This window comes from Pseudomonas sp. D1HM (assembly GCF_019266105.1).
GTDB lineage: Bacteria > Pseudomonadota > Gammaproteobacteria > Pseudomonadales > Pseudomonadaceae > Aquipseudomonas > Aquipseudomonas taetrolens.
Genome location: NZ_LRMN01000007.1, coordinates 141,327 through 167,132, shown reverse-complemented (window position 1 = coordinate 167,132; position 25,806 = coordinate 141,327). Strand labels below are relative to the sequence as shown.

At 60.8% G+C, this 25,806-nt stretch carries 23 protein-coding genes; 7 read left to right on the top strand and 16 right to left on the bottom strand.

Annotation, left to right across the window (positions count from 1 at the left end):
* Positions 1-2 precede the first annotated feature (2 nt).
* The 3 genes from AWM69_RS11065 to AWM69_RS11055 form a co-directional block, all read right to left on the bottom strand.
* Positions 3-1,040: an ABC transporter permease gene (locus AWM69_RS11065; RefSeq protein WP_131654621.1), complete on the bottom strand. Its 1,038-nt coding sequence runs from the start codon at positions 1,038-1,040 to the stop codon at positions 3-5.
* A 64-nt stretch (positions 1,041-1,104) separates the two neighbouring features.
* Complete coding sequence (locus AWM69_RS11060; RefSeq protein WP_218726772.1) at positions 1,105-2,715, bottom strand: ABC transporter substrate-binding protein; 1,611 nt, start codon at positions 2,713-2,715, stop codon at positions 1,105-1,107.
* 71 nt (positions 2,716-2,786) lie between these two features.
* The gene (locus AWM69_RS11055; protein ID WP_131654619.1) at positions 2,787-3,941 is read right to left on the bottom strand and encodes a mandelate racemase family protein; all 1,155 of its coding nucleotides are present in this window, start codon (positions 3,939-3,941) and stop codon (positions 2,787-2,789) included.
* Positions 3,942-4,299: 358 nt separating this feature from the next.
* Here AWM69_RS11055 and AWM69_RS11050 point away from each other — a divergent pair, with 358 nt between their 5' ends.
* Together AWM69_RS11050 and AWM69_RS11045 are read left to right on the top strand one after the other, a co-directional pair.
* On the top strand, positions 4,300-5,025 hold the full coding sequence (locus AWM69_RS11050) for an oligogalacturonate-specific porin KdgM family protein (RefSeq protein WP_131654618.1): 726 nt from the start codon (positions 4,300-4,302) through the stop codon (positions 5,023-5,025).
* A gap of 93 nt (positions 5,026-5,118) precedes the next feature.
* Positions 5,119-5,940: an NAD(P)-dependent oxidoreductase gene (locus AWM69_RS11045; protein WP_218726771.1), complete on the top strand. Its 822-nt coding sequence runs from the start codon at positions 5,119-5,121 to the stop codon at positions 5,938-5,940.
* A gap of 39 nt (positions 5,941-5,979) precedes the next feature.
* Here the strand turns inward: AWM69_RS11045 and AWM69_RS11040 are convergent, their stop codons facing one another.
* The 3 genes from AWM69_RS11040 to AWM69_RS11030 form a co-directional block, all read right to left on the bottom strand.
* Positions 5,980-6,720 (bottom strand): FadR/GntR family transcriptional regulator, encoded by a 741-nt coding sequence (locus AWM69_RS11040; protein WP_131654616.1) that lies wholly within the window; start codon positions 6,718-6,720, stop codon positions 5,980-5,982.
* Between the two features lie 98 nt (positions 6,721-6,818).
* The gene (locus tag AWM69_RS11035; protein WP_218726769.1) at positions 6,819-8,132 is read right to left on the bottom strand and encodes an MFS transporter; all 1,314 of its coding nucleotides are present in this window, start codon (positions 8,130-8,132) and stop codon (positions 6,819-6,821) included.
* A 35-nt stretch (positions 8,133-8,167) separates the two neighbouring features.
* Positions 8,168-8,941: an SDR family NAD(P)-dependent oxidoreductase gene (locus tag AWM69_RS11030; protein WP_218726768.1), complete on the bottom strand. Its 774-nt coding sequence runs from the start codon at positions 8,939-8,941 to the stop codon at positions 8,168-8,170.
* A gap of 154 nt (positions 8,942-9,095) precedes the next feature.
* Between AWM69_RS11030 and AWM69_RS11025 the strand changes: the two genes are divergently transcribed.
* On the top strand, positions 9,096-9,986 hold the full coding sequence (locus AWM69_RS11025; protein WP_218726767.1) for a LysR family transcriptional regulator: 891 nt from the start codon (positions 9,096-9,098) through the stop codon (positions 9,984-9,986).
* A gap of 10 nt (positions 9,987-9,996) precedes the next feature.
* Here the strand turns inward: AWM69_RS11025 and AWM69_RS11020 are convergent, their stop codons facing one another.
* Entirely contained in the window at positions 9,997-11,124 is a 1,128-nt protein-coding gene (locus AWM69_RS11020) for an MFS transporter (protein WP_218726766.1), read from the bottom strand.
* Between the two features lie 98 nt (positions 11,125-11,222).
* On the opposite strand from AWM69_RS11020, the gene AWM69_RS11015 reads away from it, so the two are divergent.
* Positions 11,223-11,987, top strand: a complete 765-nt coding sequence (locus AWM69_RS11015; protein ID WP_218726765.1) for a helix-turn-helix domain-containing protein — start codon at positions 11,223-11,225, stop codon at positions 11,985-11,987.
* 51 nt (positions 11,988-12,038) lie between these two features.
* Here AWM69_RS11015 and catA read toward each other — a convergent pair whose 3' ends face one another.
* The 8 genes from catA to AWM69_RS10975 form a co-directional block, all read right to left on the bottom strand.
* Positions 12,039-12,965 carry a catechol 1,2-dioxygenase gene (gene catA, locus AWM69_RS11010; RefSeq protein ID WP_131654610.1) on the bottom strand — a complete coding sequence of 309 codons (927 nt, stop codon included), beginning with the start codon at positions 12,963-12,965 and terminating at the stop codon, positions 12,039-12,041.
* A 55-nt stretch (positions 12,966-13,020) separates the two neighbouring features.
* Positions 13,021-13,311, bottom strand: a complete 291-nt coding sequence (gene catC, locus AWM69_RS11005) for a muconolactone Delta-isomerase (protein ID WP_131654609.1) — start codon at positions 13,309-13,311, stop codon at positions 13,021-13,023.
* A gap of 27 nt (positions 13,312-13,338) precedes the next feature.
* Complete coding sequence (locus tag AWM69_RS11000; RefSeq protein WP_218726764.1) at positions 13,339-14,460, bottom strand: muconate cycloisomerase family protein; 1,122 nt, start codon at positions 14,458-14,460, stop codon at positions 13,339-13,341.
* A 43-nt stretch (positions 14,461-14,503) separates the two neighbouring features.
* Complete coding sequence (locus AWM69_RS10995; protein ID WP_218726763.1) at positions 14,504-15,265, bottom strand: 1,6-dihydroxycyclohexa-2,4-diene-1-carboxylate dehydrogenase; 762 nt, start codon at positions 15,263-15,265, stop codon at positions 14,504-14,506.
* A gap of 62 nt (positions 15,266-15,327) precedes the next feature.
* Positions 15,328-16,341: a benzoate 1,2-dioxygenase electron transfer component BenC gene (benC, locus tag AWM69_RS10990; protein ID WP_131654607.1), complete on the bottom strand. Its 1,014-nt coding sequence runs from the start codon at positions 16,339-16,341 to the stop codon at positions 15,328-15,330.
* Positions 16,342-16,411: 70 nt separating this feature from the next.
* A complete protein-coding gene (benB, locus tag AWM69_RS10985; RefSeq protein WP_131654606.1) occupies positions 16,412-16,900 on the bottom strand; it encodes a benzoate 1,2-dioxygenase small subunit in 489 nt (162 codons plus the stop codon).
* Complete coding sequence (gene benA, locus AWM69_RS10980; RefSeq protein ID WP_218726762.1) at positions 16,897-18,255, bottom strand: benzoate 1,2-dioxygenase large subunit; 1,359 nt, start codon at positions 18,253-18,255, stop codon at positions 16,897-16,899. The genes benB and benA overlap by 4 nt, the downstream gene beginning before the upstream one ends.
* A gap of 501 nt (positions 18,256-18,756) precedes the next feature.
* Positions 18,757-19,713: an AraC family transcriptional regulator gene (locus tag AWM69_RS10975; RefSeq protein ID WP_131654604.1), complete on the bottom strand. Its 957-nt coding sequence runs from the start codon at positions 19,711-19,713 to the stop codon at positions 18,757-18,759.
* A gap of 251 nt (positions 19,714-19,964) precedes the next feature.
* Between AWM69_RS10975 and AWM69_RS10970 the strand changes: the two genes are divergently transcribed.
* The 3 genes from AWM69_RS10970 (at position 19,965) to AWM69_RS10960 (ending at position 24,928) form a co-directional block, all read left to right on the top strand.
* Positions 19,965-21,299, top strand: coding sequence for an amidohydrolase (locus tag AWM69_RS10970; protein WP_131654603.1), 1,335 nt, complete (start codon positions 19,965-19,967; stop codon positions 21,297-21,299).
* 181 nt (positions 21,300-21,480) lie between these two features.
* Positions 21,481-22,710, top strand: coding sequence for an alanine racemase (gene alr / locus AWM69_RS10965; RefSeq protein ID WP_218726761.1), 1,230 nt, complete (start codon positions 21,481-21,483; stop codon positions 22,708-22,710).
* A 307-nt stretch (positions 22,711-23,017) separates the two neighbouring features.
* Positions 23,018-24,928, top strand: a complete 1,911-nt coding sequence (locus tag AWM69_RS10960) for a pepsin-like aspartyl protease (protein WP_218726760.1) — start codon at positions 23,018-23,020, stop codon at positions 24,926-24,928.
* On the opposite strand, the gene AWM69_RS10955 is transcribed toward AWM69_RS10960, so the two are convergent.
* Complete coding sequence (locus tag AWM69_RS10955; RefSeq protein ID WP_218726758.1) at positions 24,909-25,781, bottom strand: LysR family transcriptional regulator; 873 nt, start codon at positions 25,779-25,781, stop codon at positions 24,909-24,911. The two genes, AWM69_RS10960 and AWM69_RS10955, sit on opposite strands and share 20 nt — an antisense overlap.
* Positions 25,782-25,806 lie beyond the last annotated feature (25 nt).

Genomic DNA, 25,806 nt, shown 5'->3' with positions numbered 1-25,806 from the left:
GTTTAGCGGGTACGCGGATCGAAGACCTTGTACAGGGCGTCACTGATCAGATTGAGCGCAACGAAGATCAGGCCAATCACCAGCACACAGCCCATGACGGCATTCATGTCGCCGAGCATCAGGCTGCTGGTCAGGTACTGACCAAAGCCGGGCCAGGCGAATACCGTTTCGATCAGTACCGCGCCTTCAAGCAGCGAGCCGTACGCCAGGGCCACCACCGTCAGCAGTTGCACGAGGATGTTGCGAAAGGCGTGACCCCAGACCACCTGGCGCCGGGACAGGCCCTTGACCCGGGCGGTGACGATGTATTCCTGGGACAGCTGTTCGAGCATGAAGCTGCGCGTCATGCGGCTGATGTAGGCCACCGAGTTGAGGCCCAGGATCAGCGCCGGCAGCACGATATGGCGCAAGGCACTGAAAAAGGCATCCTGGTCACGGGCCAGGATCGAGTCGATCAGCAGCAGGCCGGTGACGTCCGGCACCATGCCGTCGTAGGCGAGGTCAATGCGCCCTGCTCCACCGGCCCAGCCGAGCCAGGCGTAAAACACCAGAAGCCCCATCATGCCCAGCCAGAAAATCGGTGTGGAATAACCGAACAGGGTAATCACCCGGGCCACGTGGTCGCCGAGGCGGCCCTGGTTACTGGCGGCACACACGCCCAGTGGCAAGCCGATCAGCACGCCGAACAGAATGGCCAGGGTAGCCAGCTCGATGGTCGCCGGAAACACCCGGCGGATGTCATCCAGCACCGGGTGCCCGGTCAGCAGCGCATTGCCGAAATCCCCGTGCAACAGGTCATTGAGGTACAGACCGAACTGGGTCCAGATCGGCTTGTCCAGCCCCATTGAGCGGTAGACCTGATCATAGGTTGAACTGTCGGCGTCGGGCCCGACCACCGCCAGTACGGGATCAAGGGGCATGACCCGGCCAATGACAAAGGTCAGCGCCAACAGGCCGAGCAAGGTCACCAGAACCGTGCCGGCACGCCGGGCGGTATTGGAAGCACGAGCCCCCATCACGGAGGCAGTGGATACAAACATAGAGAGCTCCTGATAAATCGGTCACTGCGTCATCAAATGCGCGAGGCCAGGCCCCGCACGACTTTCAGCGCTTCTTGTAGACGTCTTTATAACGGGTGGTAGCGGCCGGATGGCCCTGGAAATCGGTCACGTCGCCGTACACCAGCACGGTGTCGGTCATCTGCGACACCGGCAGGATCGCACCTACCTGTTGATCCAGCTGTTCCTGGATCTGCCGGTACTGGGCCAGCTGCTGACTGGCATCCGGCTCGACCTCGGCGCGTTCGATCAACTGGTTCAGCTCAGGGCTGTAAAACGACGTGCGCCAGCCCTGAAAATTGCTCAGTTTGGCTTCGTCACGGTTGTCCGGGTTGTACACCAGGGTGCGCAGACTGGAATGAGGATGACGTTCGGCACCGCCGCCGCCCCGGCCGACGATGATGTCGAAGTTGCGCTCACGCATGGCGCCGTAAATCTGATTGCCGGTACCGGTAATGATGCTGGCTTCGATGCCGGCCTGGGCCAGGGTCGATTGCAGATTGGAGGCGATATTGATAAATGGCGGCTCGGTCAACACCCGGATGCTGGTCTTGAAACCATTGGGGTAACCGGCTTCAGCCAACAGCTTTTTGGCTTCTTCGACGTTCAGGCGGTAGCCCGGGTCCGGCAGGCGTGCCGCCAGGCCCAGAGGCAGCGGACGCTGATTGATCAGGCCATAGTGCGGCATCACCGTCTGGTTGATGCCCTGGTAGTCAATCAGCGAGCGCACGGCCTTGCGCACCCGGGCATCGGCAAACGCGGGCTGTTTCACGCTGAGGGCTACGTAGTACAAGGTACCGCGCTGCAAGGTCTGGGTACGGACCTTGTCATTGCTTTGCAGGGCCTGGATATCCGGGGCCGACATGCCCTTGGCGATGTCCAGGTCTCCGCGTTCGATCATCAGCCGCAGGGACTGCGATTCCGTCATATTGCGCATGACGATGCGCTTGAGCTTGGCCGGGCCACCCCAGTACCCGTCAAAACGGTTCATCAGGATGACGTCGTTGGCGCGCCAGTCATGGAGCATAAAGGCGCCGCTACCCGCAGCATGCGTCACCAGCCAGGCAGCCCCCATGTCGTTGTTCTTCTGATGCTCAAGGACCTTTTTGCGGTCCAGGATAAAAGCACTGGGGGACGTCGCCAGGGTATTGAGCACCAGCAGCGGATCGGTAGGTCGCGGCAGTTCAAGGACAAATGTGCTGGCATCGGTGGCACGCATGTAGCGCTCGACGTTATCGGCACTGAAGCCGTAGGCCTTCCAGGTCGAGGCCAGCGCCAGATTAAGCTTGAGCACACGTTGCAGTGACCAGGCCACGTCTTCGGCGCTCAGCGGGTTGCCCGACTGGAATTTCACATCGTTACGCAAGTTGAACGTCAAGGTCTTGCGGTCATCGCTCACCTGCCAGCGCTCGGCCAGCGCCGGTAGCAGTTGATCCGGTCGGGCCACGTCCTGCACCAGCAGCATGTCGTAGAGATTGGCGTTGATCTCCGATACGTCCAGCCCGGTGGCGGCCGCCGGGTCCAGGGACAGTAGATTGATCATGCTCATGCCAACAATCAATTGATCGCCCGGGGTCTTGGCGACTGCGGCCGGTACGGCGCCAATCGCCAGGGTAGCCACCAGTGCCCGCGCCAGCAGCGAAGGGAGAATGCTCATAGTCAGAGTGCCTTTCTTATAGTTATACGGCTCTCGGGCTGCCCGTCATGACCGGGCAGCCCGTGTACGGATCAAAAACGGGTGAGGGTATGGGTCTCGATGAAATCGAAATCGATCTCTTCGCCCAGGCCTGGCAGATCCGACAGGTGTACAAAACCATCGCTGTCCATTGGATCAACCAGTCGCTTGAGATAGGCCGGCACTTCGTCGTAATCCAGGTACGGGTGCAACAGCCCGCGCTCATACCAGGTGCAGTTCTTGATCGCGCCGACCACCGCCAGGTTGGCGGCCCCGTTACCGTGAATTTCGCAATCCATGCCAAAGGATTCGGCCATGTGCGCCACCTTCAGGCAAGGTGCAATCCCCCCGACACCCGCCACACCGGCACGCAAAATATCGCAAACATCGTTCTTGACCCAACTGGCGCGGCTCAAGTGTTTACCAGCCAGGGTTTCCGGGCCCAGCACCGGGATTTCCAGTTGCCCTGCCAGCCAGGCATAAGACTCGGCGGAGTCTTCCATCATCGGTTCTTCAAACCAGGCGAAGTCGAGCTTTTGCAGCTCGCGGCCGATATACAGCGCGTCGGTACGGCTGTACCAGTGATAACCATCGAGCATCAGGGCGATGTCCGGGCCGACCGCTTCTCGCACGGCGGCGCAGGCTTTGACATCTATACGCGGGCTGGGCGCAAACGACACCGGCGGCATCCAGGTGTGCAGCTTGATTGCCTTGTAGCCACGCTTGACCAGGGTCTCGGCAAAACGCCCGTAATCTTCAGGGGTTGCCAATCCACCCGGCAGTTCATCGCCACACATCGTGGACCCGTACGCCGGCACCTTGTCGCGGAAACCGCCGATGAGCTTGTGCACCGGCACGCCCAGCTTGCGCCCCGCCCAATCCCACAACGCCTGCTCCACCAGCGCCAGCGCGCGATCGGTCAATTGACTGGCGCTACCACGTTGCCAGTGCGCCAGTTCGTGCCAGATTTTTTCGCGATCGAAGGCGTTTTGCCCGACCAGTACCTTGCGCACAAAACCGTCGAGCACATAGGGCCGGATCAACTCAGGCGCGCCAAAGGCATATCCCTCATTGCCATCCTCGGTCTGGATACGCAACAGCGCCATTTGGGCCTGGGCAACATCGCCGGGATGGGCATGGCCGGCGCTGTCTACTGCGCGGCGGGTCGGGTAGGAAAACACCTGGACGTTGACTGCAGTAATTCTCATGGACGTCTTAAGCCTTCTTATTGGATGTGTGGCAGGTCTGTCGCCTGTTGAAATGATCATAGGTCATCGTACAACATTTGAAAAGACGTCTTAAAACATCTGAATAAAACCCAAAACCTATCCAAAAACACTCTAAAACCCAATGATTACTGGGCTTTTAAAGACAATGACGAAAGAGACGACTTAATCAAAAAACCGCTCAAATGTTTCAAGATGTAACAAATGACCCTGTAACCCGTAGACACTCCCTATGTCGTACGATAACGTATATCTGCGCGCAAAAATGATGATTTCCCGTAACAACCGATTGCCGATTGCCCCTCACACGCACTCCAAAAAAACAATAAAAGAAGGCCGTATGAACAATCCATTACGTACGCTCGTGACTGTTGCGACCCTGTGTCTGCCGTTCTGCGTCAATGCCGACTCCGCCAGCATCAACTACCGCCATCAGTTCACTGAGGACGACAGCATTCATGCTGATCGGGTCAAGCTCAGCTACCGCATGGACAGCGGCCTGGGATTTGAAGGGGAACTGAAATACCGCACGGCCGGTGATCGAGAAGATGTGGCGTACGACAACATCGTTAACAACGGCCACGAACTGACCGTCAATTACAACTACAAGCTCAGCCCGCAATCGACGCTGACACCGGCCTTGCAGATCGACAGTTCCAAGGACGCAACGACTTACAAGCTGGGCTTGAAGTACGCCTACAAAATCAACGACACCTTCTACACCGCCGTGCGTTATCGCCATGACGCCAGAAAGCTTGATCGCGACCAGGTCAACGAAGACATCCCCGATCGCGCCAAGGATAACCAGACCACTCACCGGCTGGAGGGCTGGCTCGGCTATACCCCGGCCAGCAAGTGGGCCCTGGAATACCAGTACATTTATTTCAAGACCGACTACATCCGCTATGACAACAAGAAGAGCGATTACGAACAGAACATGATCGTCAAATACAAGCTGTCCAAGCAGTGGGCACCGTTCATGGAAATCGGCGACATCAAGGTCAATGCGACCCGCGACGACCGCCAGGCCCGCTGGCGTTTGGGGGTTCAGTACAACTTCATGTAAGTCAAAAAAGGCGCTCTGGCTGTCGCGCATCGACAGCCAGATCGCGTCATTCCCGTTACCGGCACTCGCCACCGTCCAATGGAGTACCTGATCATGACTACCTCCCCTTTACCCAAACCTTTTCACCGCATTCTGCTGACAGGCGCCGCCGGCGGTCTGGGCCAGATTCTGCGAGAAACCCTGCAGGCCCACGCCGCCATTGTCCGTGCCTCGGACATCAGCCCGATGGCGCCGAGTCGCGGCGAACAGGATGAAGTCATCACCTGCAACCTGGCCGATAAAGCCGGGGTTGCAGCCCTGGTGAAGGACGTCGACACCATCGTGCATCTGGGAGGGATTTCAGTTGAACGGGCCTTCGAGGACATTCTCGATGCCAATATTCGCGGCACCTTCCATATTTATGAGGCGGCGCGCCTCCACGGCATCAAGCGGATCGTCTTTGCCAGCTCCAACCACGTCACCGGGTTCTATTCTCAGGACACGCAACTGGACGCCCACACCCAGCGCCGGCCGGACGGCTATTACGCGCTGTCCAAGGCCTACGGTGAGGACATGGCGACCTTTTACTTTCACCGTTACGGCATCGAAACTGTGAGCCTGCGGATCGGCTCTTCGTTCCCCGAACCGCGCAACCGACGGATGCTGTCGACCTGGTTGAGTTATGGCGACCTTGATCATTTGGTGACACGTGCATTGCTGGCGCCTGACGTCGGCCATACGGTGATTTACGGGATGTCGAACAACCGCGATGCATGGTGGGACAACCGGCACGCCGCGCACTTGGGTTTTGAACCCGCAGACAGCTCCGAAGTCTTTCGCCCACAGGTTGAACGCCAGCCTCAACCGGCCATGAACGACCCCGACAGCCTGTACCAAGGAGGCGCTTTTACCGCTGCCGGGCCGTTCGGCGGCTGACGTGCCGCTCACTCACGGCAGTGCAGCGCCCTGCCCGGCTCAGCTCTTGGCCGTCGTCTCGTATGCCCTGCGCATACGCTCACGGCTATTGGAAAGATGCAGGCGCATGGCTGCCCGTGCGGCGTCGGCATCGCGCCGCGCAATCGCCTGGTAAATGTCTTCGTGCTCACGGGTCAGGCGTTCGAGATAGGGTTCCGCGTTCGGCATGTGCCGCGCGGAATGCACCCGCGTGCGCGGGATGATGCTGAGTCCGAGGTGCAGCATGATGTCGGTGAAATAACGGTTACCCGTCGCCAGTGCAATCTGCTGGTGAAACTGGAAATCGGCGGACACCGCATAGTCCACGCTCACCGCTCTGGAATTGAGGGCATCCAGCGAGTCACGCATCAACTGCAGCTGTTGATCGGTACGCCGCGCACAGGCCAGACCCGCGGCCTCGACTTCCAGACTGATACGCAGCTCAAGAACCGCCAGCGCGTCATGCAGGGTGACAATACTGGCGGGGTCGATATTGAAACCGCTTGCACTCGGAATATCTCGCACAAAAGTGCCGATGCCGTGACGGGTTTCCACCAGCCCCGCTGCCTGCAGGCGGGAAATCGCCTCGCGGACGACGGTGCGACTCACGCCATGCTCCTTCATGACTTGAGACTCGGTGGGCAACTTTTCGGCACTGGCCAACTCACCGTCACGAATACGCCGGGACAGCTCGGTGACCAGCTCTTCAGCCAGACTGCGGTGCTTTCGGCGAACACCGGGTTGGACGTTCGGGTTGTCCATCAAGGGCCTTGCGTTGGGTTTTCGAATGAACGCCCATCATAGCCCAAGCGGTTGTACGACAACATACTCATCCGGAGGATGCGCACCGTTTCATTGCCTTATCCACGCCCCACCTTGACCCATGCCATGAGCAGTGCCGAAGACAGCACGCCAACGGTCATGAAGATATACGCCGCTCCGGGGTTGCCGGTCAGGCCGATCAAATAGCCCACGATCCACGAGCCGAGAAAAGCCCCCAAAGCCCCGCAGGCGTTGATCAGGCCTATCGCGCCGCCAAACACGTTGGCCGGGAGGATCTCCGGAATCAAGGCGAAAAACGGTCCGTACGGTGCGTAAAGCGCACCGCCCGCCAGGGTCAGCAGGGCAAACGATAACCAGAAGTGCGAGGACCCGAGCAGGTACGAACAAAAGAATGCCAGAGCGCCCAACGCCAACAGCGGCCAGACGAAATGTTTGCGCTGCTGGGTTTTGTCCGAAGCCCAGGACACAACCAGCATGGCCGCGACAGCAGCCACATAAGGCACCGCGCTCAACCATCCGACCGTCACGATATCCGCGGCCGCGGCCTGTTTGATGATACTCGGCAGCCACATGATGAAGCCGTACACACCGATGCTCCACAGCGCGTGCACGCAGCAGAGCTGGATCACCACCGGGCTGGTGAACGCCTGGCGGTAATTGCGGACGGTCTTCATGCCTTTCTGTTCATCGGCCAGGGTGGCGGCGAGTTGGTCTTTCTCCTGCCGGGTCAGCCAGTCGACCTGCTCGGGCTTGTCCCGCGCCATCCGCCACCAGACAAACGCCCAGAGCACCGCCGGAGCACCTTCGATGATGAACATCTCGCGCCAGCCCCAGGCGTGAATCAAGTAGCCTGACACGACTGACATCCACAGCACGGTGACCGGGTTGCCCAGCACCAGAAAGGTGTTGGCCCGCGAACGCTCTTTGCGTGTGAACCAGTTACTGATGAAAATCAGCATCGCGGGCATTACGGCCGCCTCGACGATGCCCAGTGACACCCGAATCACCATCAGCATCGGGATATTGGTCACCAGTCCCGTGGCCATGGCGCAAAAGCCCCACAAAATCAGGCTCCAGAACACCAGTTTGCGCACGCTGTACTTCTGGGCGTAGATCGCGCCCGGCACCTGGAAGAAAAAGTAACCCAGGAAAAACAACGCCCCGATCAGCGACGAGGTGCTCTTGGTGATGCCCAGGTCCTGCTCGATCCCGGCCGCGCTGGCGAAGCCATAGTTGGCACGGTCCAGGTACGCGAGGCTGTAGGTAATGAAAATCAGCGGTATCAGGTACCACCAGCGTCTGGGCGCAAAGCCCTTTGAGGTGGCGTGCGCCGCTGGGCGTTGACCGTCCAGGGCATCCAGCGCCATGGTGTGTTCTTTGAGCGTGCTCATGGGAATCCCCTGTTATTGTTTTTTTAGGTACCGACTCAAACCACGCTGGTCAATCCTCCGTCCACGAACAGCGTTTGACCGTTGATAAAATCGGATGCAGACGAAGCCAGGAACACCGCGGCGCCGCACAGTTCCTCGACTCGCCCCCAGCGGCCCGCCGGGGTGCGCTTGCACAGCCACTCGGAAAACTCCTGGTCATCCACCAGCGCGCGATTCATCTCGGTGGCAAAGTAACCGGGGGCCAGGCCATTGGCCTGGATGCCGTGACGCGCCCATTCGGCGCACATGCCTTTTGTGAGCATCTTGACCGCGCCCTTGGACGCCGCGTAGGGCGCGATGGTCGGACGCGCCAGTTGGCTCTGGACGGAGCAGATATTGATGATCTTGCCGCGACCGCGAGCGATCATGTGCTGCGCCACCGCCTGGGAAACATGGAACACACCATCCAGGTTGACCCGCATCAGCTCGTGCCAGTCTTCGGCGCTGAAGTCTTCCAGGGGCGCGCGCCGCTGGATGCCGGCGTTGTTGATCAGAATATCGATGGCGCCGGTCTGCGCTTCAAACCCGTTGATCGCTTCGCGCAACTGCGTGCGGTCCGTGACATCGAACACCGCGATTTCTACGCTGAGCCCTTCGTCGCGCAGTTGGCTGGCAACGGCCTGGGCTTTTTGTATATTGCGATCGTTGATCACCAGATCAGCCCCGGCGGCCCCCAATCCACGGGCCAGCTCAAGCCCGATACCCTTGCATGAACCGGTGATCAGGGCTCGGCGCCCATCAAGCTGGAAGCTAGTGGTGGTGAATGACATGCTGTACTCCGTAAACAGACATTTTTAGTGAGTGCTTCTCGACCTGCCGTCACTTCACCTGAGGTCAACTGCAGCGTCCAATCGTCATTCATGATTGGGTGATCAAGGATTTTGATCACCCTCCGTACATGGCTGTACAACCCGGAGATTATCCTTGGAAATCAAACACCTGCGCTCATTTGTAACCTTGGCCGAAGAGCTCCACTTCGGGCGCGCCGCGCAACGCCTGTCGATCGTGCAGCCGGCGTTGAGCATGCAAATAAAGATGCTGGAAGAAGAATTGGGGGTGCGTTTGTTCGAGCGCAATCGGCACTCGGTCATGCTCACGGAAGTGGGCGCCCTGTTCCTGCCCGAGGCACGCGCCACGCTGGCTCAATCGGCCCATGCGGTGCAGGTGGCCAAAGCCGGTGGACGCGGTGAAATCGGGCGTGTGCGTCTGGGCTTTGTGTCATCGGTGTTGCCGCACCTGCTGCCCTCGCTGATCCGCTCGCTGCATGCGCGCTTTCCGGGCATTGAGCTGGAACTCAAGGACATGCCGGGGCCGGACCAGGCCGCAGCACTGATCAATGGCCAGCTCGACTTTGGCCTGATGCGCTTGCCCGCCGTCATCCCGGGCATTCAAACCCGTGAGGTGTTGCAGGAATCGTTCAGCATTGCCCTGCCCGGCGATCACCCGCTGGTGGCGTGCGACACCCTGCACCCGGCAGATCTGGCCCGCATCCCGGTCTTCATGCTGGCCAGACGTTACGCCCCGGGCTTCCATGATGCGCTGATGCTGGCCCTGAACAGCCAAGGAACACCGCTGACCATCGCCTCGGAGCTGGGCGAGTTCACCACCATGCTCGCGCTGGTGTCTGCCGGCCTGGGTGTTGGCCTGCTGCCCGCCAATGCCGCCCGCGCACTGCCCGCCAATGTCATCTCCCGACCGTTGGACCTGGGCAGTTACCGGGCATCCACCGGACTGGCCTGGGTTGATCTCAACAGCGCCGTGAAAAACACCGTGTTCAATTTGATGAACGAACTGCTGCTCCCTCCCGCGCCATGACGGTCTCGCCTCACCCGCCAGCGGTGCGGTGACTGCACAGCAGCGCTGCGGCGGCGCAGGCGAACAAGGTCAGGCTCAAACTCTGCCCCCAGGCCACCAGCGACAGCGCAGCGCCGATAAGCAGGTAATACAGCAAACCAAACAACGCTCCGGCAGTACCCAGACGGTCTTGGTACGCCGTCAATGCTGCCCCCAGGACATTGGGAATCGCCATGCCGAACGCCAGGACCACGCCCAGCATCGCCCAGGCGAACAGACCGCTGTCCTGCAGCAGCCCGACCAGAATGGCTCCCGCCAACAGCAACCCGCTGGCCATTTTCACCAGGGCCGCGCTGCCGAAACCGCGCTTGAGCAGGGTCTTGTTTAGCCACGCGCCGGAGCCCGAGCCCAGGGCCAGCAGCACCCCGCTCTGACCAAATGCCTGAGGCGTCAGGCCCAGTCTTTCAAACATGAAAGGTCCAAGGCTGTAATAGCTGAACAAGGCAACGTTAAACGCGCTGACGAGCACAGCGCAGCGCCAGATGTCCCCATCTTTAAGCATCCGCCACAAGGTGTCGGCCAGCGGCGCCACGGGCACGTCGACCGGACGGGTTTCCGGCAAGGCCCATGTGCACCAGCCGCCCAGCAACAGCGCCAGCAGCAACAGGCAGGCCAGCACGCCGCGATAGCCATACAGATGCACCAGCCCCGTACCGGCCACCAACCCCAGCGCGGGGCTGGCCGCCAGGGCAATGCCCACCAGCGAAAACACCCGGGCCAGTTCGGCGCCGCGGTAGCGGTCACGCAAGACCGTTTGAGTCACTACCGAAGCAACGGCAGCCCCAAATGCCGCCACGGCCTGGGCCAGCAGCAACGCTTCGAAGCGCCTGGCACTCAATGCCAGTCCCGTCGCCACTGCGTACAGCGCCAAGCCTGCGAGCAAAGTCAGGCGTCGCCCCAGACGATCACTGAGGCGTCCCCAGATCACTACACCCACGGCAAACGCCAGGAAGAACACCGACAGGGTCTGGGCCGCTTGTTGCGGGCTTACGGCCAATGCCAGCCCAAGGTCCGACAACGCCGGGCTGTAGAGGGTCTGGGCGATTTGCGGGAACATCAGCAAGGCAATGGCCAGCGGCAGGAGGCTTTTCAGATTCATCAAGCAAGGCTCAACAGGGAATTGAGCGAGGATTTTAATCAGCCGTTTTCGGCGTATTATCCGGATTACGTCAAATAACCCATGAAACCGGACAACCTATGCCTTGGCTCAAGGCCGATAGCCCGTTTGACCCCGATCAATTGGACACCCCGGTGATCGGCATCGGTGCCTTGCTGGGCAATCACGACTCGGGCTTGCATCGCCACCGCTGCGGGCAACTGCTCTTCACCCAGCGAGGATGTACGCGCATCACGCTCGACCATCAAGTGTGCATGCTGCCACCGACCCACGTTGCCTGGATTCCGCCCGGCGTTGAGCACCGGGCCGTCATGCAGCAGACGGTGGACTATCGCTCGGTCTACCTGGATCAAACGCTGTCCCGGCAGTTACCCGATCATGTGCAGGTGATGTCGGTCAGCTCGTTGTTGCGCGCCGTGCTGGAAAGCATTTGCGAGGCACCGTTCAAGACTGACTGGCATCACGGCAAACCGTTCCACCTGCTCAGCCTGTGCCTCGATGAAATCGCCGCCGCCCCTGCACAACCGATGCTGTTGCCCCTGCCCGTGGACAGGCGCCTGTCGCCGTTGCTGGAGAACCTTGAGCAATTGCCGCCTGACCTGCAAACGCTGGTCACACGCGTGGGGGCCAGCGACAGGACCATTGGCCGTATCTTCAGGCGAGAAACAGGGATGGGTTATCAGCAATGGCGCCAGCAATGGCGGCTGTTGCGTGCCGTTGAACTGCTCGCCACCGGCCGTAGTCTTGATTGCTGTGCTGATGAGCTGGGCTTTGCCAGCGACAGTGCGTTCATCGCGTTTTTCAAAGGCATGACGGGCTGTACGCCGCGGGGGTATTTCAAGTAATCGCCTGCAAAGACCGGCACGCGCCAGGGCGACCCGTGCCGGTCTGGTCAATCAGCCTTCCTGCAGCGCCCGTGGACGGTGGCTGCGAAGTTCGGCGGCGGTATCGACGGCCTGTTGCAGCTGGAAGTCGAATTTCAGTTCGGCATAACGGCCCGCCACACCGCGGGCGCCATCCTCGTGGAACACCACCTCACCGACCAGCCCTTCACGGGTGGCGTAGGCGAAGTCATCCCACAGGTACTTCTCGCCCGACAGGTTGATCTGGGTGGTCAGGTGACGGTGCCCCGGCGCCGAGATAAAGAAATGCACGTGGGCCGGGCGCTGGCCATGGCGACCCAGCAAGTCCAGGCATTCCTGGGTCGGGCCCTGCGGATCGCAGCCATAGCCCGATGGCACGATACTGCGGGCGCGATAGCGGCCCTCGGCGTCGGTGATGATGCGGCGGCGCAGGTTGTACTCGGTCTGGCTCTGATCGAAGAACGAGTAAGTGCCCTTGGTATTGGCGTGCCACAGGTCCACCGTCGCACCGGCAACCGGCTGGCCGAGGGTGTCGAGCACCTGGCCCTCCAGAAACATGACCGTGGCGACGCCCTCTTCGCTGCCGTCGTCCATGCGCGCTTCAGCGTTACAGATCGGCGCTCCGGCCACATACAACGGACCTTCGATGGTCCGCGGTGTACCCCCGGTCAAGCCAACCTGGGCGTCTTTGGTGTCCTGCAGCAGGTCAAGAAAGTGTTCGATGCCCAGGCCTGCAACCAGCAAGCCGGCTTCTGAGCGACCGCCCAGACGGTTGAGGTAATCCACCGACTTCCAGAACTCGTCTTCCGTAATATCGAGGTCTTCGATGATTTTGGCGGCGTCCTGCAGCACGCGCAGGATGATGCTTTTCAAGCGCGGGCTGCCGTTATCGTTGCCAAAGCCGGCGGCTTCTTTGAAGAAGCTCTGGATAGCGTCTGTGTGAGTGATTTTCACGGTCATGCTGCTCACCTCATCTTGTTCTTATGCAAGGAATTTGAACGGGATAGCGAACGCCTTAACGGTCGTCGTCATGAATCGAGGACGGATGGCGGCAGAGCCCATCGACTTCGATATCCATGTACGGGAATAACGGCAGTTGCATCAGGGTGTCGTGCAACGCCTCGACGCTGGCCACGTCGAACACGCTGTAGTTGGCGTAGTGACCGGCAATGCGCCACAGATGCCGCCAAGTGCCTTCGCGCTGCAGGCGGTGAGCCAGTTCCTTTTCGTCGGCCTTGAGCCTGGCCGCTTTGGCCGGGTCCATATCAACCGGCAGTTTCACGGTCATTTTCACGTGGAATAGCATGGTGTTCTCCTAAAAGAGGCAGTCGGTTCACGTACGACGGAAGTGCGCCAGGCGTTCTTCGTCCAGCGTCAGGCCCAGGCCCGGGGTACGCGGAATGTGCAGTTCGAAGTCACGATACTGCGGCGCTTCGGTGATGATGTCGGCGGTCAGCAGCAGTGGCCCGAACAGCTCGGTGCCCCAGGTCAGTTGCTTGAGCGTCAGGAAGGCATGGGCCGAGGCCAGGGTACCCACCGAGCCTTCGAGCATGGTCCCGCCATACAGGGCGACCCCGGCCGCTTCGGCAATCTGGGCAGTGCGCAGCACAGCGCGAGGGCCGCCATTTTTGGCGATCTTCAGGGCAAACACGCTGGCAGCGCCGTCCGCGGCCAGGCTGAACGCATCCTCGACACTTTCGATGGATTCGTCGGCCATGATCGGGGCCGGGCTGCGCAGGTTCAGACGCATCTGACCGGAACGGTTGACCCGTGAAATCGGCTGTTCAATCAGATCGATACCGTTGTCACCCAGCACCTGGCAACCGCGGATCGCCTGGGACTCATCCCAGTACTGGTTGACGTCAACGCGCACGCTGGCCCGGTCGCCCAGAGCCTTCTTGATCGCGATCACATGCTTGAGGTCCTGCTCCAGCGGATTGGCGCCAATCTTCAGTTTGAAGATCCGGTGACGCCGCACGTCCAGCATCTGCTCGGCTTCCGCGATGTCACGGGCCGTGTCGCCGCTGGCCAGCGTCCAGGCCACTTCCAGGCTGTCGCGCACACGACCACCCAGCAGTTCGCTGACCGGCAGGCCCAGGCGCTTGCCCTGGGCATCGAGCAATGCGCTTTCAATCCCGGACTTGGCGAAGGTGTTGCCCTTGGCGATCTTGTCCAGGGTCTGCATGGCCGCGTTGATATTGTCGGCAGCCATGCCCACCAGCATCGGTGCCAGGTGCGCATCGATGTTGGCCTTCATGCTTTCCGGGCTTTCGTAACCGTAGGCCAGCCCACCGATGGTGGTGGCCTCGCCGATCCCTTCGATGCCGTCGCTGCAACGCAGGCGCAGGATCACCAGGGTCTGTTTCTGCATGGTGTGCATCGCCAGCTTGTGCGGGCGGATGGTCGGCAGGTCGACGATGAGGGTCGTCAGGCTTTCAATCAGGGCTTGGCTCATTTCAGTCTTCCACTCAGGTGAAGGTGCAGGCGACTCGGCGGTATCAGCCGAGATCACCGCCGCCGACCGGCAGGGTCACACCGGTGATATAGGACGCTTCGTCACTGGCCAGAAACAGAATCGCACCGACCTGTTCGTCCATGCTGCCGTAGCGTTTCATCAGGCTGCTGTCGAGGGTCTGGTCGACGATCTGCTGATACCAGCCCTTCTCCTCCGGGCTCTGCTCGCCGGCATTGCGCGGAATGCGCCGGGGCGGAGCCTCGGTGCCGCCGGGTGCCGTGGCGTTGACCCGGATGCCGCGCTCGGCGTTCTCGAACGCCAGGCAGGCGGTCAGCGCATTGACGCCGCCCTTGGCTGCACCGTAAGGCACGCGATTGATGCTGCGGGTGGCGATGGACGACACGTTGACGATCGCACCGCTGCCCTGTTCGAGCATGTAGGGCAACGCGGCGTGGCAACACCACAGCGTGGGGAACAGCGAACGGCGCACTTCGGCTTCGATCTCTTCGACCTGGTAATGCTCGAAGGGCTTGGCCCAGATGGTACCGCCGACGTTATTGATCAACACGTCGAGGCGGCCAAAGGCTTCAACCCCGGCGGCCATCACCCGTGCGCAGTCCGTATAGAGTTCAAGGTCGGCGGTCAGGGTCAGTACGCCCTCGCCTTGCAGCTCGTGAACCAGCTCGGAGCGATCCACCGCGATCACTTGCGCGCCCTCAGCCAGCAGCCGTTCGCAGACACGACGACCGATACCTTGGGCGGCGCCGGTCACCAGCGCGACTTTGTTGTCGAATCTAGGGTTCATGACAACCTCGATTAAAAAGGGATCGCACCCGAATCGTTCATGGTGCGACCCCGAAAACAGGATCAGGCAGCAGAGGCAGCGAACTTCTCGTAGTAGAAGTGGGCCGGGGTAATGCCTTGCTCGCGGATATACAGGCTGACCGCTTCCACCATCGGCGGTGGCCCGCACAGGTACACGTCGACGTCACCCTCATTGAGATGGGTCGGCTCGATGTGCTGGGTGACATAGCCCTTGAGCGGATGCTGGCTCTGCGGGTTGGCCACGCAGGCACTGAAACTGAAGTTGGGAATGAGAGCGCTCAAGGCTTGCAGGCGGTCCAGCTCCACAAGGTCGAAGTCGTTGGTCACGCCGTAGATCAAATGCACCGGGTGCGGGCTGCCCTGCTCGGCAATTTTTTCGAGCATCGCCGTGAACGGTGCCAGCCCGGTGCCGCCCGCCAGCAACAGCAAGGGGCGATCAATCTGACGCAGGTAAAAACTGCCCAAGGGCCCGGCCAGGGTCATGTTGTCGCCGGCTTTGGCGATACCGGTCAGGAAGCTGCTCATCAGGCCGCCCGGGACATTGCGAATCAAGAAGCTGACTTCGCCACCCTTTTGCAAGCTGCTGAACGAATAGGCGCGCGTTTGCTCGCTGCCCGGCACCTGCAGGTTGACGTATTGCCCCGGCAAGAATGCCAGGCTGCTCAACGACTCGCCCTTGATCGACAGCGCGATGGTGCTTTCAGACAACTGTCGTATATCGCTGATGGAGGCTTCGAAACTGGCCTGCTGAGTCTTGCACACCGTGGATGAAGCCGGCACACGCAACACACAGTCGCTGGCGGCGCGCATCTGGCAGGTCAGCACATAACCTTGCTGAACCTCGTCGTCGCTGAGGGCGTCTTCGATGAAATCGTCGCCCAGTTCGTAGCGACCGGCTTCAGCGAAACATTTGCAGGTACCGCAGGCGCCATCGCGGCAGTCCAGCGGAATATTGATGCCCTGGCGATAGGCAGCGTCGGCCACGGTTTCGTAGCCAGTGGCTTCGATGAATCGGGTCACCCCGTCTTCAAAGTTGAGCGCGATCTGAAAGCTCATGATGTACCTCGCACGCAATGCCGAGTCCGGATCGCCCTCAGGCGCCTCCAGTCACTCGTCACCCCGTTGATCAGATGTGGTAGATGTCGATGACTTGACGGACATAATCGTTTTTCAGCACCACTTTCTTGGCCTTGATCAGTGGCTGGGGACCACGCATGTCAAGGGTGTAGAAGCTGGTTCCGAAGTAACTGTCCGTGGTCTTGTAACGGAAGCTCAGGGTGTGCCAGTTGAAACGCACGTGGCACAGTCCATCGGCCTCCTCAACGATCTCGATATTGCTCAGATTGTGTGAGGTGCGGGTGTCAGGCATGGTCGCACTGGAGCGCTCGGTCTTGATCCGGAAGATACGATCTTCCAGGCCACCACGGTTGCCGTACCAGATCAGCGAGATTTCGCTCTGCGGGTCTTCGGTCAACGTGTCGTTGTCATCCCAGGAAGGCATCCAGTACGTGGCGTCGCTGGCATACAGCTCCAGCCACTGGTCCCACTGGCCGTCGTCCAGATAACGCGCTTCGCGGTACAGGAAGTCACGCACGATGTCATGGGTAGTACTCATTGCACGGCCTCCACGGGGATCAGTTCCTGCTCGGCGGCATCGGCCTTGAGCATCACTTCCTGCCAGTACTTGTGTTGCAGCACGAACAGGCCCTCGTCTTCGGTACGCACACCTGACAACAACGGTTTTAGATCGATCTCTTTGGCGGCCTCGTCAGCCCCCTCGACCCAGTGGGTCGCGCCGCGAGACATGTCGTTCCAGCCGCGGCCGGCACCGTAGCCAGTCTGGCAGGAGCGGAACTCCTCAAGGTCATCCGGGGTGGCCATGCCACTGACGTTGAAAAAGTCTTCGTACTGGCGAATACGCTTGGTACGGGCTTCACCGCTCTCGCCCTTGGGGGCGATGCAGTAAATGGTGATTTCGGTCTTGTCGACAGAGATGGGCCGGGCGATACGGATTTGCGAACTGAACTGGTCCATCAGGTAAACGTTCGGGTACAGGCACAGGTTGCGCGAGTTCTCGATCATCCAGTCAGCACGGGCCTGGCCGAAATCGCGGGCCAGCTCATCGCGACGCTCGTAGGCCGGACGGTCCTCAGGGTTGGCCCAACGGGTCCAGAGCAACAAATGGCCATTGTCGAAGGAATAGAAACCACCCCCGCTCTTGGCCCAGCTGCCAGCGCTCATGGTTTTGATTTCTTCACCGGCTTCACGCAGCGCACGCTGGTTTTGAGTCGCCGCGTAATTCCAGTGTACGGAGCTGACGTGGTAGCCATCGGCGCCATTCTCGGCGGCGAGTTTCCAGTTACCTTCGTAGATATACGAACTGGAACCGCGCAGGACTTCCAGGCCGTCCGGCGACTGGTCGACGATCATGTCGATGATCTTCGCCGACTCGCCCAGGTGCTCGGCGAGCGAGGTCACGTCCGGGTTCAGGCTGCCGAATAAAAAGCCGCGATAGGATTCAAAACGCGCGACCTTGGTCAGGTCGTGGGAGCCTTCACAATTGAAGCCTTCAGGGTAGCCGGCTTCGCTCGGATCCTTGACCTTGAGCAGCTTGCCACTGTTGTTGAACGTCCAGCCGTGGAACGGGCAGGTATAGCTGGAACGGTTGCCGGTCTTGTGCCGGCACAACATCGCACCGCGGTGGCTGCAGGCATTGAGGAACGCATTCAACTCACCGGCCTTGTTGCGCGCGATAAAGATCGGCTGGCGCCCGATGGTGGTGGTCAAAAAGTCGTTGATATTGGGGATCTGGCTTTCGTGCGCCAGGTAGATCCAGTTGCCCTCGAAGATGTGTTTCATTTCAAGGTCGAAAAGACGAGGATCCGTGAACATTTCCCGCTTGCAGCGGTGGACGCCCTTCTCCTTGTCTTCCTCAAGCATGGCATTCAAGTAATCGATTCCCAGGGACATGGCCAGGGCCTCCGTTGTTATTGTTCAGGCCTGATCAGAGTAGGGAGTCGATACCCACGGCAATATCCAATTCCTGCAGATCGCTATCCGTTTACCGCAGAGGGCGTTTGAGATTACGCGCGCGTGACAGCCTGTAGAGACGCTGTTGCCCGTCAAGCATCGCAGCCTTCGTGCCTCGGCAGCGGCTACAGGCCTTCGCAGCAGTCGTCAGTTCAGGTCTCTCGGGGTGTCAGGTTTTATGGCCGCAAGCGGACGCGGTCTCGTTCTACTCGTCCGCTGCTACAGATCACGCGCCACATTCGCCAGCGGCAACAGGTATCCGTAGCAGTTGACGAGCTCAGCGAGGCTACGTCCGGCTGCGCAGCAGTCGTTAATTCGGGTCTCTCGGAGGGTCAGGTTTTATGGCCGCAAGCGGACGCGGCCTCGTTCTACTCGTCCGCTGCTACAGATCACGCGCCACATCACCTCTGTCGCCGCTGACGAGGCACGAAGGCTACTGCGTCAATGGCGGCGTTTGAGGGTATTGGAAGGGAGTTCGCCAAATTGCTGGCGATAGCTGTCAGAAAAGCGCCCGAGGTGCAGAAAGCCGTAGTCCAGGGCCAGTTCGGTGAGGCTGCGCACTGAACAGCTCGGATCGCTCAGGCAACTGTGGATCCGCTCCAGCTTACGCTGGCGGATGTACTGCAACGGGGTAACCCCCAGTTCGCGCTCGAACAGCACATACAAGGAACGCTGGCTCATGCGGGCTTGCGCTGCCAGGTCTTCGGCACCAAGGTCCTGTTTCAGGTTGCGCTCGATGTAATCAAGGATGCGCTCGATGCTGGCGCTCGGCGACGCCAGGCATTCGCGGGTGATGTTGGTGGTCATGAGCGTCAACAGTTTGCTGCCGACAATCTGCGTGTAGTGTTCCTGCACCCGCAACAACGGGTCGATGGCCTCGGACTCCTGGCAGACCATCGCGAGCAGGCCGAGGAATCCCTCCAGCTCATCAAGCTGGTAATGGTTGCGCAAAAAGCGCACACCGCCGGCCGGCCGTTTCCAGCGCTGCTCGTCACAGACCGATTCGAGCACCGTGACCGGCAGCTTGAGGATGAATTTTTCGCAATCCTGCGAGTAGGTCAGGTCAACCGGATCATCCGGGTTGATCAGCAACAATTCGCCCGGCACCAGATAGTGCTCGCGCTTGGGGCCACGCCACAGGCAATTGCCTCGCAGCAGCACCTGCAGGTGGAAGATGCTTTCCAGGGCGGGTGAGGTCACTCGCACACTGCCGCCATAGCTGATACGGCACAGGTCGAGCTCGGCAAATTTGCGGTGGTTGAGGCTGGCCTCGGGACGGGTGGTCCTGGACAGGCCAATACAATGCTGGCCGACATGCTGGTTCACATAGTCGGACACGGCATGGGGGTCGGCGTGTCGGAACACGCTACTGCGCTCACTCAGCAGGTGGCTATCCATCGGCAAGGCACTCAATCAGATATTTTAATTATTCTGGTCGTCACGTTTGCCAGAGTACCCACGGGCAGGCTGGCATATCAATGAGACACTCGGCCAATAGCCGATAACCGAACACAATCCGCCCAGCGGCTGGCCTGCAGCCATCCCGGCAAAAAAACAGGATACCGGGCGATTACCGGCCATCTGCCTTTGTCCTGTTACGCGCCTCGACATACTCTGCCTCCTCTAAAAATAATCCCACGAGCACTTCCATGTTTATGCGTCTACGCCCTGCCCCTTTATACCTTGCGTTGTTCAGCGCACTGACGGCCACCACCAGCCAGGCGGCCGATCCTGCTTGGGTCGACCCGGCTGTCGCGTCGGTCAATCAGGACGTTATCGCCCTGCGTCACACAATTCATCAGCACCCCGAACTGGGCAATCTGGAATTCAAGACCGCGGCCCTGGTGGCCGAACAGCTCAAGGCCCTGAACATCGACGTGCGCACCCAGGTCGGCAAGACCGGTGTCGTCGGTGTCCTCAAGGGCGGCCTGCCCGGCCCGGTCGTGGCCCTGCGCGCCGACATGGATGCCCTGCCCGTCAAGGAGCTGACGGGGCTGTCTTTTGCCAGCCAGGCCAGCAGCGTACGCCAGGGTAAAACGGTCCCGGTGATGCATGCCTGCGGCCACGACACCCACACCGCGATGTTGCTGGGCGCAGCCAAGGTGCTGGCCCAACACCGCGATCAAGTGCGAGGCACAGTAGTGTTTTTGTTTCAGCCCGCCGAAGAAGGGGCTGCCGACGTGGACGAATTCCAGAGCGATACGCTGATTGGCGCGCAAGCCATGATCCGCGATGGCGCACTGGACTCGCCCAAGGTTGAAGCCATCTTCGGCGTACACGTGATGGCGGGCTATCCGACCGGCCACCTGTATTACAAAGCCGGCACCGTGCTCAACAGCAGCGACGCCTTCCGCATCAGCCTCAAGGGCCGGCAGACCCATGGCTCGGCGCCCTGGAGCGGGGTTGACCCGATAGTCGCCAGCTCGGCGGTGATTGGCGGCCTGCAGACGCTGGTCAGCCGACGTGTCGACCTCAGCCAGGGCATGGGCGTTATCAGCGTTGGCACCCTCAATGGCGGCTCTGCAGCCAACATCATCCCCGAAACCGTGGAAATGACCGGGACCATTCGCAGCAACAACGCGACTATCCGCGACACTCTCCTGAAAGAAATGCCGCCAATGGTCCAGGGGATCTCCAACGCCTATGGCACTGAAGCGAAACTGGTAGTGGCCAATATTGCGCCGGTCACGCGCAATGACCCGGGCCTGACCGAAGCCATGATCCCGGCGCTGGAACGGGCGGCCCCGGGCAAAGTGCACGCGCTGGCCGCTTCCCTGTCCCCCAGCGAGGACTTCTCGTATTACGCACAAAAAGTCCCGGGGCTGTTCGTGTTTCTGGGAGCCACCCCCGAGGACCAGGACATGAGCAAGGCTGCAAACAATCACAGCCCCTACTTCACCGTCGACGATGCAACCCTGGCCACCGGGGTCAAAGCCCATGTGCAGTTCGTGCTGAACTACCCGGACCATGCTGACAAGCCATGACAATCGGGTCAGCCCACCGGCCCGGAACACGACCGGGCCCACTATTTTCAAGACGCCTGTAGCGCACCACGACACTTTCGGACAGATCCGCGGCTGAGGGAGTGACATTCACACAGGCCGATCCTAGTATCGGCCAGCGCACAGGCGCGCCCAAAAAAAATAATGAATGGAAATTCAGATAATGCCCTTCTCCCGTACCCTGCTCGCCCTTTCCCTTGGCATGGCATTGCTGCAAAACCCGGCCTTTGCTGCGCCTCCCCTGTCGATGACCGACGGCGTGGCTCAGGTGAATACCCAGGACAGCAATGCCTGGGTCGAAATCAATAAAGCCGCGTTCGAGCACAACATACGGACTCTGCAAACCGCCCTCGCCGGCAAGTCGCAGATCTGCGCCGTGCTCAAGGCGGATGCCTATGGCCACGGCATCGGCCTGCTGATGCCGTCCGTGATCGCCATGGGCGTTCCCTGTGTCGGTGTCGCGAGCAACGAAGAAGCCCGCGTCGTGCGCGAGAGCGGCTTCAAGGGTCAACTGATCCGCGTACGCACTGCTGCCCTGAGCGAGCTGGAAGCTGCACTGCCGTACAACATGGAAGAACTGGTGGGCAACCTCGACTTCGCGGTCAAGGCCAGCCTGATTGCAGAAGATCACGGTCGCCCGCTGGTGGTGCACCTGGGCCTGAACTCCAGCGGCATGAGCCGTAACGGAGTGGACATGACCACCGCTCAGGGTCGTCGTGATGCGGTGGCAATCACCAAGGTACCCAACCTGGAAGTACGGGCGATCATGACCCACTTTGCCGTCGAAGATGCTGCCGACGTGCGTGCCGGGCTCAAGGCTTTCAATCAACAAGCCCAATGGCTGATGAACGTGGCCCAGCTTGATCGCAGCAAGATCACCCTGCACGCGGCCAACTCGTTCGCCACGCTGGAAGTGCCCGAATCGCATCTGGACATGGTCCGCCCCGGCGGCGCGCTGTTCGGCGACACCGTGCCGTCCCACACCGAGTACAAGCGGGTTATGCAGTTCAAGTCCCACGTGGCGTCGGTCAATAGCTACCCCAAGGGCAACACCGTCGGTTATGACCGCACGTACACCCTGGGCCGCGACTCGCGGCTGGCCAACATCACCGTCGGCTACTCTGACGGCTACCGCCGCGCGTTTACCAATAAAGGGATTGTGCTGATCAACGGCCATCGTGTGCCAGTGGTGGGCAAAGTCTCGATGAACACCCTGATGGTGGACGTCACTGACGCGCCGGATGTGAAAAGCGGCGATGAAGTGGTGCTGTTCGGGCATCAGGGCAAGGCCGAGATTACCCAGGCTGAGATCGAAGACATCAACGGTGCGCTGCTTGCGGATCTGTATACCGTGTGGGGCAATTCCAACCCTAAATTCCTCAAGGATCAGTAAACCGCACATTGAACGAGGCCGCTGCGGCGGCCTTTGTCCTGCTGCTCATCCCGCGCTTCCCCTCCCCGTCACGCCCCCTCGTTCCCCTCACACAGCGTCGACATTCCTGTGAGCGGTGCGCCTCGAATACATGGCGGTTTCCGACAGTGCATGGCGGGCCTGCCCGGCATCCAGCGCCAGGCAAATCCTCTTGAATGCGCACTGGGGCATGGATGCACCGCAGTCGTCATGCCCTCCTGAAACGGGCTCCCCGACTGCCGGAGAGCCTTTCACTGCGCCGAACCCGAGCACAGAAACGGAATCTCCCATGAATACACATTCCTTGGCGGACGGGCTGGTGTTTCCCATGCACCGCGGCCCCTTCCAGAACAACGGCGCTTCACCCTGGTACACCCCCCTCACCGTGGGCACCCCGCCTCAACCGCTGAAGCTGGCGATCGATACCGGCACCCACATCACCTGGGTGTCGTCGACACTTTGCCCGCCTGACCAATGCCAGCATTTCGCGGGCAATCGCTTTGATTACCTGGCCTCCCGGACCTTTGCCTTCAGAGACCGCACGCAGCACCCGTTCAGCTTCGGCCCCTGGGGAACGATGCAGGTGGAGTCCGGGGCCGACGTGGTGACGATGCCCAATGGTGCCGCACTGGAGATGGAGCTGTTTCTGGCGGCCCATTACGCGGGCAAGCAGTTTCGCCAACTGGACTGGGACGGCGGAATCGGCCTGCCCTCGAGCGCCCCTGACCTTGAAAGTCATCCATCCCTGCTGTTCCAGGCGTTGCTGGAAAATGGACAGATCAACCCGGACCAACCCTATGTCAGTTTCGACTGGGACCCGCTGACCCGCCGCGGCAGTTGCCGGATGGGCGCCGTGGAGGCGTCGAAAATCCAGGGCCCCCATGTGTTCCTGCCGTGGTCGCCGTACCTCGCGCAACCCGGCATGGAATACATCTGGTCGACTGAACTGACCAGCTACTCGGTCAACGGCGAAACCCTGGCGACCGATATCAGCTTTGCGCTGGACTCCGGCTCCTCCCGATTCAAGGGCGATGACCGGTTGATGCGGCAAACCCTGGAACGCATTACCCACGGTGGGGATTCGCAGCTCGCCCTCGGTTTTGCCGACGGCGAGATCACTCTGGGGCCCGATCAGTACAATGCGCTGATTGAAGAAGGACCGGAACACGGTCAGACACGTCCGCAGTTCGAGCCGATTGGCCTGCCCGATCTGGTGCTGGTCGGCTCGCTGGTGATGGAGCATTGCTACACGGTTTACGAGTACCGGGTCGTGGCGGGCAGGTCGCACGGCTACTCACTGGAACCCGTCGGCATCTGGCTGTTCAATCGCCCCGACGGCCCCCGGATCATCAGCCGTTCTTCGTCACGCCGTTTCACCCCCGGCTTGCCGACCAAGCGGCCAATCCCGCCCGACTCTGCAAGGTCGGTGGCCGGTACCTGGGAAAACAACTATGGCTCGATGATGACCCTCAGCGTTTCCGGTAATCGGGTGAGCGGCCTTTATCAGTCCTCGACCGGGGCCACCGGAACCTATGAAGTGAGCGGGTTCCAGCTGGGTACCGACCCGGCGCACAACCTGGGACGGCCCGTGGCCCTCGCCATCGGCTGGCAAACCATAGACAAGACGCCGGCCGTCCCCAGCAGGAACTGGTCATCCGGGCTGTGCGGCCAGATCAGCGTCATCGGCACTGAAGAAGTGCTGACGCTCTCGCATTTGCTGGTGGCGAGCAGCGACTTCCCGGGGGTGTTCAACCTGGGTAACTACATCGACAAACTGGTCTATCGGCGTTCGCCCCCCTCAACCAACGCAACCGCGACTGTTGTCGTACCCCGACGATCCACGACGAAGAACCCCTTGAACGGCATCTGGAAAGCCGAAGACGGGACACGCCTGAAACTGACTGTCGACGCTGCCGGGCCAGACCTGCCGGGCCGGGTCCACGGCTACCTGAGCACTGCCCAGGGCCAGACCGAGGTCTGCGGCTTCACCGACATCAATGCTTCGGCCAGCGACCTGACCTTGCAGTCCGTGAGCATCAACGCCGTGCAGGCTTCGAGCGTCATGTCTTTGTGCGGCGCGCTGAACCTCAAGGATGACGTGCTGAACTTGCTGATTCTGACCAGTGCGCCGACGCCCCCCACGCAAACCTATGTGCAAACGCAAATTGCCCCGATCGCGTTCAAGCGCAAGCCTCGTTAGCCTCGCTGCAACTGGCCTGGCACAGCTCACGCAACTGCTGCACGAGTTCTTTGCCGGCGCGGCTCAGACCGCTGCGCGCATACAGCGCCAGTCGCACACCCTGAATATCCGGCAAGCCACTGCCGGCCTCCAGGATCCGGTGCCCGGTGCCCACCACCCGCACCGGCAACAAACTGATACCCAGCCCGGCGGCCACGGCGGCGCACACACTGGCCAGGCTCGAACTTGAATAACCGATGCGCCAGCGCCAGTCATTGACCTCAAGGTGATGCAGCATTTCATGGCGATACAACCCGCCCACCGGGAACGTCACCAAGGGCAGCGGATCCCGGCCCAGGGCTGGCGCGCTGTCGCTGTCGACCCAGCACAGCGGTTCCGGCCAGGACACCAGGCAGTCGTCGCTGGCCCCCATCTGCTTGACCAGCAGCAGGTCGAACTCCCCCCGCCGATAGAGCCGGGTCAACTCGGGCCCCAGACCACTGGTGACCTCCAGGCGCACCGCCGAATGCTCCAGGCCAAAGCGTGACAGCAAAGGCATCAGGCGCTCGGCGGCAAAGTCCTCCGGAACCCCAAGGCGCAATACCTCTTCGTTTTGCTGGTGGAGCAGCACATCACTCGCCTCTTCATGCAGCGCCAGGATGCGCCTGGCGTAACCCAGCAGCCGTTCGCCCTCGGCCGTCGCCTGCACCCGGCGCTGGTCCCGGTCGAGCAACTTGCAATCCAGGCCCTGTTCAAGGCGCCGCACTTGCTGGCTGACGGTGGATTGCGTGAGGTGCAGGCGTTCCGCGGCCCGGGTGAAGTTGGCGCAATCCACCACCGCGACAAAGCTGCGTAACAACTGGGGGTCGAACACGAGATCACCATTCCTGATGCCACTG